This window comes from Paraburkholderia sp. (assembly GCF_035656215.1).
GTDB lineage: Bacteria > Pseudomonadota > Gammaproteobacteria > Burkholderiales > Burkholderiaceae > Paraburkholderia.
The window spans coordinates 1-10,084 of sequence record NZ_DASRSY010000082.1; the positions used below are offsets into that span (position 1 = coordinate 1).

Annotated in this window: 8 protein-coding genes; 1 reads left to right on the forward strand and 7 read right to left on the reverse strand. The window is 63.6% G+C overall.

What is annotated here, in order from left to right; all coding sequences use genetic code 11:
* The 7 genes from VFE81_RS04630 to VFE81_RS04660 form a co-directional block, all read right to left on the reverse strand.
* The coding region (locus VFE81_RS04630; RefSeq protein WP_325043469.1) for a hypothetical protein at window positions 1-248 on the reverse strand (248 nt) is incomplete at its 3' end.
* A gap of 864 nt (window positions 249-1,112) precedes the next feature.
* On the reverse strand, window positions 1,113-3,284 hold the full coding sequence (locus tag VFE81_RS04635) for an ABC transporter ATP-binding protein (protein ID WP_325043470.1): 2,172 nt from the start codon (window positions 3,282-3,284) through the stop codon (window positions 1,113-1,115).
* Complete coding sequence (locus VFE81_RS04640; protein ID WP_325043471.1) at window positions 3,281-4,159, reverse strand: ABC transporter permease; 879 nt, start codon at window positions 4,157-4,159, stop codon at window positions 3,281-3,283. Before VFE81_RS04640 ends, VFE81_RS04635 begins: the two co-directional genes overlap by 4 nt.
* Window positions 4,156-5,166: an ABC transporter permease gene (locus tag VFE81_RS04645; protein WP_325043472.1), complete on the reverse strand. Its 1,011-nt coding sequence runs from the start codon at window positions 5,164-5,166 to the stop codon at window positions 4,156-4,158. The genes VFE81_RS04640 and VFE81_RS04645 overlap by 4 nt, the downstream gene beginning before the upstream one ends.
* 105 nt (window positions 5,167-5,271) lie before the next feature.
* Complete coding sequence (locus VFE81_RS04650; protein ID WP_325043473.1) at window positions 5,272-6,936, reverse strand: ABC transporter substrate-binding protein; 1,665 nt, start codon at window positions 6,934-6,936, stop codon at window positions 5,272-5,274.
* A 367-nt stretch (window positions 6,937-7,303) separates the two neighbouring features.
* The gene (locus VFE81_RS04655; RefSeq protein WP_325043474.1) at window positions 7,304-8,323 is read right to left on the reverse strand and encodes a HoxN/HupN/NixA family nickel/cobalt transporter; all 1,020 of its coding nucleotides are present in this window, start codon (window positions 8,321-8,323) and stop codon (window positions 7,304-7,306) included.
* Between the two features lie 18 nt (window positions 8,324-8,341).
* Window positions 8,342-8,857 (reverse strand): cupin domain-containing protein, encoded by a 516-nt coding sequence (locus VFE81_RS04660; RefSeq protein ID WP_325043475.1) that lies wholly within the window; start codon window positions 8,855-8,857, stop codon window positions 8,342-8,344.
* 243 nt (window positions 8,858-9,100) lie between these two features.
* On the opposite strand from VFE81_RS04660, the gene VFE81_RS04665 reads away from it, so the two are divergent.
* Window positions 9,101-9,868, forward strand: coding sequence for a carbonic anhydrase family protein (locus VFE81_RS04665; RefSeq protein ID WP_325043476.1), 768 nt, complete (start codon window positions 9,101-9,103; stop codon window positions 9,866-9,868).
* The last annotated feature ends 216 nt before the right edge of the window (window positions 9,869-10,084 follow it).

A 10,084-nucleotide genomic window follows, 5' to 3' on the forward strand; every position in this document is an offset into this window, starting at 1 on the left:
GTTGCCACCGCCGCTGCTGCCACCGCCGCTGCTGCCACCGCCGCTGCTGCCACCGCCGCTGCTGCCGCCGCTGCTGCTGCCGCCGCTGCTGCCGCCGCTGCTGCTGCCGCCGCTGCTGCTGCCGCCGCTGCTGCTGCCGCCGCTGCTTCCACCGCTGCTTCCACCGCCACTCCTTCCACCGCCACTGCTTCCACCGCCGCTACTTCCACCCCCGCTACTTCCACCACCGCTGCTACCACCATTGCCATGGCCACCGCCGTTGCCGTTGCCCGAGGCGCCAGCTCCGCCGGCACCATTGCCGCTCGAACCCCCGCCACTGCTGCCCGCGCCGTTGGCGCCGCTGCCACCGCCATGCCGTGCACACACGCCGACAGTGCTGTTAGTGCAATCGTGCGGCTGGAACACCTGGGCTGCGTCATCGGCAATGGATGGTTCGCCCGGCGCTGTGCCCGTGGCCGCCGCGCCTGCCGCCGACCCGTCGTCCTGCGCGACTTGCGTCGCGCCATGTGTGCCGCTCGCGGGTAACGGCGCATCGGCAAGCACGATCCACTTGGGGATTACATCGGTTGAAGCCGGGTACGCGACCTGGGTCACCAGCAAAACCACGCCTGCCACGACTGCCGTATTCCGTATAACCCCGAAGTAGTACTGATTGAATCTTCTGGTTTTCATAACGTCTCTCCCGGGGGAACGCCGACACCTCGCTGCCGCCATCTCTCACGCTTATTCGCTGACGGCGGGCCTGTCTGAACGCGGGCCTCGTCGCCCCCCGAGTCTGTTTTGCGGACGCGAGTCAAGCACCGTCACTGTCTTCCCGGTTCTGTAGCCGGCGCGCTGACAAGCGCTTACGTGCGCTTCAGCAGATACTGTCCGGCGCGCTTCGTCACGTATCGCTTCTTGCAACGGCGATTCGCACAAGCGGCGCTTCCGATTCTCTTTCCCGATCTCTTTGGCCCGGAGTGTCTGGACGGTACTTAGCGATATCCATGCCATTGCTCGCAAAGCCTTGCGGCGACGGGCGTCGAATAGGGGTATGCGATGCCCGCGAGGCAAAAACGCACAAAAACGTTTCGGCGATGAAACGCGTGGCCGGAAAGCCGCGTTATTGCGCGTTATTCGTTACGCGCGGCGTTTTCCGGTGCGTTTTCTGAGCCGCTGCCGGAGGCCTTGCCGGCGTTGTCGTGCGAGCCGGCTTGCAGCACGCGCAGTTCGTCGACGGGAATATGGCAGCGGATGCGATGCGCGGACGGCTGGGCAGGATCGCCGCCGCCGGCTTCGAGGAAGGGCGGGTCTTGCTGCTCGCAGATCGCGCCGAGCTTGCGCGGGCAGCGCGTATGAAACACGCAGCCGGACGGCGGCGATGCGGCGCTCGGCAGATCGCCGGACAGCCGTATGCGGGCCTTGCCGTCGTGGGCGTCGAGCGTCGGCACGGAAGACAGAAGTGCTTCGGTGTAAGGATGGTGCGGTCCGCCGAAGACTGCGGCTGCCGGTCCGATCTCCAGCAGCCGGCCGAGGTACAGCACCGCGATGCGATCCGACAGATAGCGCACCACGTGCAGATCGTGCGAGATGAACACGTAGCTCACGCCACGTTCGCGTTGCAGATCGGCAAGCAGGTTGAGAATTGCGGCCTGCACGGAGACGTCGAGCGCGGACGTGGGTTCGTCGCAGACCACCACGCGTGGCTCACCGGCAAACGCGCGCGCGATTGCCACGCGCTGCTTGAGTCCGCCGGACAATTGACGCGTGCGCGAGCCGAGATAGCGCTCGGGCAGGCGCACCGCCGCCGTCAGGGTGGCGAGCCGTTCGTCGATCGCGGCGCCACGCAGCGCGGTAAGACGCGACAACGCACGGCCGATCAGCCGCTTCACCGAATGCGCGCGATTGAGCGCCGAGTCTGGATTCTGGAACACGATCTGCAGCGACTTGACCTGCTCGTCGTTGCGTCGCGTGACGCGTGCGGCGAGTGGCGTGCCGTCGAGCTCGAGTACGCTGCCCGCGTCCGGCGTGAGCAGGCCGAGCATCAGTTTCGCGAGCGTCGTCTTGCCGCTGCCGGATTCGCCCACAAGGCCGAGCGTTTCGCCACTCGCGAGATCGATCGAGACGTTGTCGACTGCGCGCAACGGGGCGCCGGATACGTGGAATGTCTTCGAGAGTTTTTTCGCGCGCAGTACGAGGGCAGGGCGCTCGCCCTTACGCGGCACATCGTCTTGCTGGGGCAAGATTTCCGCGGCCGCACGCGGCAGTTCGATTGCGCGTTCGTGGTAATGGCACCGCGACATCTGATCGCCATGCGGTGCGCTCACACGATACGGCGGCGGTGCTTCACGGTGGCAGCGGTCGTCGGCGAGGCGGCAACGGTCCGCGTAAATACAGCCTTGTGTGACCGAGCCAGGCAAGGGCAGATGGCCCGCGATGGTATCGAGCCGCTCGGTGTCCTTGCTGCGCCCCGCGCCCGGCAGGCAGCGCAGCAGTCCAACCGTATAGGGATGACGCGGCCGCGCGAACACGTCCTGGGTTGCGCCTTCCTCGACTAGCTTGCCTGCATACAGCACGCCGACGCGTTCGCACATCCGCCCGATCACCGCGAGGTTGTGGCTGATGAACAGCACGGCAGTGCCGAGTTCTTCGCGCAGTTGCGCCACGAGATCGAGCACCTCGGCTTCGACGGTGGCATCGAGCCCGGTGGTCGGTTCGTCGAGAATCAGCAGGGCCGGGTTCGAGGCGAGCGCCATCGCGATCACCACGCGTTGCTGCATGCCGCCCGACAGCTGATGCGGGTAGCTGTCCATCACGCGCTCGGGTGAAGCGATGCGAACACGCTGCAGTATCTCGATCGTGCGCTGCGCCGCTTCGTCACGCGAGATGCCCGCTGCTTCGAATGCTTCCGTGACTTGCCGTGCGATCGTCAGCGACGGATTCAACGCTCGCCCCGGATCCTGATAGACCATCGAAATCGCGTTCGCGCGCATTGTGCGCAACGCGTCGGCGTCGAGCTTCTGCACGTCCTGGCCAGCGATGATGATCTTGCCGGCCTTCACTTTGCCGTTGCGCGGCAGATAGCGCAGCGTCGCCATCGCGACCGTCGATTTACCACACCCCGATTCGCCGACGAGGCCATACGCTTCGCCCCGTCGCACGCGAAACGATACGTCCTGCAGAACTTCACGATCGCGTCCACGCATCCGGTACGTGACCGTCAGGCCGACGATGGTCAGCGCATCCGTGCGATCACTCTTCGATACGTCGAAGGCGGGGAACGAGGCGGGCGGCGGGCCGTTCATCGGTCGAGCACTCCTTGCACGCTATCGGCGATCAGATTCACGCCGACCACGAGCGATGCGATGGCGCCGGCCGCGAACACGACAGTCCACCACGCACCACCCGCCATCAGCGTGTACGACTCGGACAGCGCGAGCCCCCAGTCGGCGGAAGGCGGCTGAATGCCGAAGCCGAGAAAAGACAGCGTCGCAACCGCGAAAATCGCGTACCCGAGCCGCACGGTCGCCTCGACGATGATCGGCGGCAGCACATTCGGCAGAATCTCCGCGAACATGATGTACGGTGCGCGTTCGCCGCGCAGTTGCGCAGCGGCGACGTAATCCAGATGCCGTTCGGCAAACACGGCGGCGCGTACCGTACGGGCGGTGATCGGCGTGAAGGTGATGCCGATCACGAGGATCACATTGAAGTTCGAAGCGCCGACCGCGGCCAGCGCGAGCAACGCGACGATCACGAGCGGCAGCGCGAGCACGGCGTCAATCGCGCGGCCCACTACGTTGTCGACCCAGCCCTCGAAGTAGCCGACGATCAGTCCCAGCGCCGTGCCCGCGAGCGTGCCGAGCAGGGTTGCCAAAGGCGCGATCGTCAGAATGTCGCGTGCGCCGACGATTACCCGCGAGAACACGTCACGGCCAAGCTGATCGGTGCCGAACCAATGTGTGCTGTCGGGCGGCATGAGCGAGTTGAGCGGATCGGATGCGTACGGGTCGATCCGCACGATCCATTGCCCGGCGATCGCACAGACGATCCACCATCCAACGATCAACACGCCGACTACAAACGTGGGCGAGCGCAGCAACACGCGCAACTGGTCGAAGCGCGGTTCGGTAGCCGGGCGTGGCGCGGGCGGCGCGGCCGGCGGAACGATGGTGCTCATTCGGCGCTCCTCACCCGCAGCCGCGGATTGAGTAGGACATGCAGCGCATCGGCGACGAGATTGGCGACGGTGTAGACCACGCCGATCGTCAGCACGCCCGCTTCGAGCATCGGAAAATCCTTGGCCTTGGCGGCGTTGTAGATCAGCGAGCCGATACCTTGATAGTGGAACAGCGTCTCGACCACCACGAGACCGCCGATCATGTAGCCGAGCTGCGTCGCGGCGACCGTGATGGTCGGCAGCAGCGCATTGCGCAATACGTGCCGCCAGATCACAGTGCGACGCGGCAAACCTTTGAGGATCGCGGTGCGGGTGTAGTCCGCATCGAGCGCTTCGACGGTGCCGGCGCGCGCCATTCTCGCGATGTAACCGAAGAACACCAGCACCAACGGCAGCACCGGCAGAATCAGATGTCGCAATTGTTCGAGTGCGCTCGCTTCGGGTGGATACGACGCTTCGATCGGCAACCAGCGGAGCCACACGCCGAACACCAGAATCAGCACGATTGACGAGACGAACTCCGGCACGACGGTCGCCGACAAGCCGGCGATGCTGATGGTGCGATCGAGCCAGCGGCCCGCGTGCATGGCCGACCACACACCGCCCGCAATGCCGAGTGGCACGACGACAATGAACGCGAGCAGGCCGAGCTTGGCCGAATGCGCTAAAGCGTCCGCGATAAACGGCCCGACCGGTTCACGGTATGCATAGGAAAGCCCCATGTCGCCGCGCACGAAATGCGAAATCCACTCGACGTATTGCGTCATGAGCGGCCGGTCCGCGCCGAGCTGATGATTAAGCGCGGCGACCGCGCGCGCATCAGCGAGCGGCCCGAGTACCGCGCGGCCGATATCGCCAGGCAGCAACTGGCCGCCCGCGAACACGATCACCGACAGCAGCCACAGCGTAATCAACGACAAACCGACCCGCGTCGCCAGAAAACGCACGACGCGGCCAGCATTGCCGCTTGAGACCGGCGAAGCGGAAGGGGTCACCGTGGTCGACATCGTGATCTCCTGCCGAAGAGGCGCCGTGCGCTCATGCGTTCAACGGCTTCTGCATTCACGGTTTTTGTGTTCACAGCTTTTGCGTGCAGGGCTTTTGCATTCAAATTACGCGCTCAACACCGCGCGGTCGAAATAGAGTTGCGCGAGCGCGGTGAAGCGCACGCCATTCACACCCTTGCGCATGGCGATCAGTTGATCGTAAAAGAACGGAATGATCACCGGTGTCTCGTCGAGCAGCAGCGTCTGGATCTGTCCGGAGATTTTCCTCTGCGTGCCCAGATCGATCGCCGCGACGAACTGGGCGACCAGTTGATCGTATTGCGGGTTCTTGAAGTGTGCGGCATTCCACGTGCCGGTGCTGGTGAGCGGCGCGTTCAAAAACACGTTCGGTACACCGCGATGGCCGTAGTCGGTGATGCCGAGCGGCGAGTCGAGCCAATCCGACTTGCCCGGCGTGCCCGCACCGTAGTACAGCGACTGGCTTTCCACCTTCAGATTGATACGCACGCCGATTGCCTTCGCCGCGTTTTGCACGACCACCGCGAGATCGGGAATCTCCATGTACTTCTCGGTGGTCAGCGTGACGTCGAAACCGTTCGGCACGCCTGCTTGCGCGAGCAGTTGCTTCGCTTTCGCAACGTCGATTTTTCGTTGTGCGACGCCTGCATCGGAAGACGGAAACACCGGTGCGAACGGACTGTCGTTACCGAGCTGCGCGCGGCCCTTGAACAGGCCACGCACGAGTATGTCGCGATCGAGCGACAACGCCAACGCCTGACGCACGCGCTTGTCCTTGAACAGCGGATTGTCGTTGCGCATATGAATCTGGCGATGCGCGCTCGACTTCACGCCGACTGCCTTGTAGTCCGGATTGTTCAGAATGCCGGCGCCGCCCTGCACGGTGAAAGTGCCCATCACGTCGGCCTGATGGCCTTGCAGCGCGAGCAATTGCGCCTGTTCGTCGGCGTAGAACGAAAATTGTACGCGCTGCGGTAGCGCCTTGTCGCCCCAGTAATCCGGATTGCGCACGAACGATGCGCCGACTTTCGCCTGATATTTTTCGAGCTTGAACGGACCCGTGCCGATAAAGCTCTTTTCATAACCACCCGCATAGTTCGCGGGCAGGATCACGGCGTTGTAATTGTCCGAGGAAACGTAGTACGGGAAGTTGCCGTTCGGTGCGTCGAGATGGAAGGCGACCGTGTGCTCGTCGACCACTTTCGCGCCGCCTTTCGACAAGACGCCTTTGAGCACCGAGAGGGCCGCTGAGCCGCTCGCCGGATCGGCGAGACGATCGAAGGTGGCTACGACGTCTTTGGCGGTGAACGCCTGGCCGTCGTGGAATTTAACGTTCGGGCGCAGCTTGAAGGTCCACACGTCGCCCTTGTCGTTCGGCTTCCACGACAGGGCGAGCGCCGGTTTCAGCACGAGTTTTTCGCCGTCGTCGTCGATCAGGAATTCGCCCGTCTGGTTCAGCAGCGCGAGGCTCGCGGCATCGGTCACGGTGAGCGGATCGACCGCGCCGGCCGGCGTCAGATGGGCCACGCGGATCGTCTGGTTAGACGGACTCGGTGCGCCTTGTGCGCTTGCCAGCGGCGCATTCAGCACGCCACCGCCCGCCAGTGATAAACCGATCACGCCGGCATAGCGCAGCAGATCGCGGCGCGTGATGCGGCCGGCGATGAATTCGTCGATGGCGTGGTTGCCGTAGGCGTCGGCCGTGCGGCGGGCCAGGTCGAGTTCGGTAAGTCGATCCGCGGGAGTCTTCATCGATGAAGTGTCCAGTCCGTTCTGCTGTCGGTTCTGAAGGGCCGCGCCGGATGCGCGCGACGGCGCGGCTGATTGCCATGACGAAAAAGCTGTCATGAGCCGCCGTGCTGAAATGCGGTTTCAGTGTAAGCGATTGCCCACTGGTTCGGAGCGCCTGCCGCGCGGTCCGGTTCCCGGATGGCGGATAAAAGGGCCGGTGTGTGTCTTCGTCACAACGCTCGACGGGCTGCTTTGCATGGCCCGCGCGAAAACGCGACGCCGCAGCGCGGGAATCGTCGTTGCGCCGCCGCAGTCGAAACGGCGGTGGAAACCGCTGTGGAAACCGCGGTGGAAACGTTACCGATCGCTCCGCGAAAGCAAGTTGGATTTACCGCGCAACGGTGCCCGGGCGGCGCCAGCGATGCAGCAGCACCGAGCCGATCCAGCACGCCATGAACGTCGCGACGATGCCATAACCGAGTTCGCCGAAGCGGTCGTTGAGGCTCGCCACCGCGTCCCATACGCCGCCGTTCAGACCGAGCTTGTCCGATAGCAACCCCAGCGCTTCGACGCCGCCAATAACGATCGCCACCACCGCCGACACGAACGTGATGCTCGCGTTGTAGTAGAGCTTGCGCTTCGGGTCGTCCATGGCCCAGCCGTAGGCGTGGACCATCAGTACGTTGTCGGTCGAATCGACCAGCGTCATGCCGGCGGTGAAGAGCGCCGGAAACACGAGGATCGAATACAGCGGCAGACCTTTGCCGGCTTCGGACGCGGCAATGGCCAGCAGGCCGATCTCGGTCGCGGTGTCGAAGCCGAGGCCGAACAGCACGCCGACCGGGTACATGTGCCAGCTTTTCGTGACGAGCCGGAACATCGGCCGCAAGGCGCGCGATAGCAGACCGGCGGGCGCGATGCCGGCCGCCGTTTCAGCGGCGAGTTCGCCGCCGCGCTGGACGTGGCGATAGCGGCGCCATACGTCGCGCAGAATCACGAGGTTCACGCATGCCAGCACGAGCAGAAACACCGCCGACACGATCGTGCCGATCGTGCCGCCCACCGCCTTGAAGGTTTCGAAGCGGCCGTGCAGCGAATGCGCGGTCCACGCGATGCCGGCCGTCGCCAGAATCACGATCGTCGAATGGCCCAGCGAAAACGACAGGCCCACGCCGAGTGGCCGCTTGCCCGCCTGCATCAGCTTGCGCGTGACCGCATCGATCGCAGCGATGTGGTCCGCATCCACTGCGTGGCGCAGGCCGAAGCCATACGCGAGCAGCGCGGTGCCGAGCAGCAGCGGATAGTGGCGAAACGCGATCAGCGCCCACGCCCACGCGCCGAGATTCGCGGCGATCAGTACGGCATACAGCGTGATGAGGCGAGGGCGCAGCGAAGCGATCGGCGTCATGAGTCGGGTGAAAGAGAGTTAGTGATCGTGCGGATGCTTGTGAATCGGATCGACCCAGAAAACCGTTTCCGGTGCTTCCACCGCGTCGATGTTCAGATTCACCACCACCGCTTCATTGTCGCTGCGCACCAGTACGCATTCGAGCGGATCATCAGTACTCGCGTTGATTTCCTGATGCGGCACATAGGGTGGCACGAAGATGAAGTCGCCCGGACCGGCTTCTGCGGTGAACTCGAGATGCTCGCCCCAACGCATGCGCGCCTGACCGCGCACCACGTAGATCACGCTCTCGAGCGCGCCGTGATGATGCGCGCCGGTCTTTGCATTCGGATGGATCGTCACGGTGCCGGCCCAGATTTTCTGAGCGCCGACGCGCGCCGCGTTGATCGCCGCCGCGCGATTCATGCCCGGCGTTTGCGCGGTATTGCTGTCGAGCTGGTCGGCCTTGATGACCTTGACGCCGTGCTCGCGCCAGTCGATCGGCGCGGACGCTTGCTCATCCTTGTAATGCGGGTGTTCGTGATCCTGGCTCATGATGTGTCTCCTCGTGGGCGAGGCGTCCGGGTTCCTAGCGTGGCGCCTTCCGGCATTTTTGCACGTTCAAAAACCGGCGTGTGACTCGCCGATGCACGCGTTTTCCGAAACCGGCTGCTTGTTAGACGCGCCCGCACCCCCACGCGCCTCATGCACCACCGGCTTTTGAGACTTGTCCGATAGTGCTGCCGCATGTCCCAACGCAGGCTGACGCTCTGTCAATTTTTAGGTGATTTAACAATCATGAACGGGATCAAACGATTGTCCTGCGGCGTATTCTTATGCGCGGTCTTTGCTACGTCGAGCGCCTGGGCCGAACCCAGCCACGAATGGACTTACGGCGGTGAACACGGTCCCGCTCACTGGGGTGAAATCAGCAAAGAATTTCACGCGTGCGAAAGCGGCCGAGCCGAATCGCCGATCGATATCCGCAGCGCGAAGCAGGCGCCCGCCGATATGCCCCGGCTGAAAGTCCACTACCAGCCCCTTCCCATCGACATCACCAATACCGGGCACTCTGTGCAGTTCAACGCGGCACCGGGCACGGATAGCCTCTCTCTCGGCGACCAATCTTACCAACTGGTCCAGTTCCACTTCCATGCACCGGGCGAAGAGCGTTTCGCCGGCAAGGCAAGCGTGATGGACGCTCACTTCGTTCACCGTTCGGACGACGGCAAACTGCTCGTGCTGGCTGTTCAGTTCAAACTCGGAATGCAAGCCAATCCGGTCATTCAGGCATTGCTGGATCGTATTCCCCATGAGAAGGATGCCGAATTGATGGCTAGGGGCGTCACGATCAACCCGCTCGAACTGCTGCCGAAAAGCACCGGCTACTACACCTACAGCGGTTCTCTGACCACGCCGCCTTGCTCGGAGGGCGTGACCTGGATCGAGTTCAAGGAGCCCGTCACGATCACCCAGCATCAACTGCACGCCATGGAGGCCTTCTATCATGGCAATCAACGCCCTGTGCAGGCGCTCAACGGGCGTGATATCTGGGACGTCGAGTGATTTTCTGGCGCGAGGGGAGCGGTTGTATCCGTGATCTTCGAGCCACGATAAAAAAAGCCCGTCCACAAAGGACGGGCTCAGACTGCTGACAAAGTACCCCCGAAGCCTGGCCATGCGCCGGGCTTTGTCGTTTAATGAGCGTCATGCTCAAGAAACCGACGCCCATGCAGCACGAACTCGAGATGGTCACGCTCGAGGAGCTCGTGCCGAAGGATC

Excerpts from the sequence above, each read along its gene's own strand:
- VFE81_RS04635 (WP_325043470.1), bottom strand. The coding sequence starts at position 3,284 with ATGAACGGCCCGCCGCCCGCCTCGTTCCCCGCCTTCGACGTATCGAAG.
- VFE81_RS04640 (WP_325043471.1), bottom strand. The coding sequence starts at position 4,159 with ATGAGCACCATCGTTCCGCCGGCCGCGCCGCCCGCGCCACGCCCGGCT.
- VFE81_RS04645 (WP_325043472.1), bottom strand. The coding sequence starts at position 5,166 with ATGTCGACCACGGTGACCCCTTCCGCTTCGCCGGTCTCAAGCGGCAAT.
- VFE81_RS04650 (WP_325043473.1), bottom strand. The coding sequence starts at position 6,936 with ATGAAGACTCCCGCGGATCGACTTACCGAACTCGACCTGGCCCGCCGC.
- VFE81_RS04655 (WP_325043474.1), bottom strand. The coding sequence starts at position 8,323 with ATGACGCCGATCGCTTCGCTGCGCCCTCGCCTCATCACGCTGTATGCC.
- VFE81_RS04660 (WP_325043475.1), bottom strand. The coding sequence starts at position 8,857 with ATGAGCCAGGATCACGAACACCCGCATTACAAGGATGAGCAAGCGTCC.
- VFE81_RS04665 (WP_325043476.1), top strand. The coding sequence starts at position 9,101 with ATGAACGGGATCAAACGATTGTCCTGCGGCGTATTCTTATGCGCGGTC.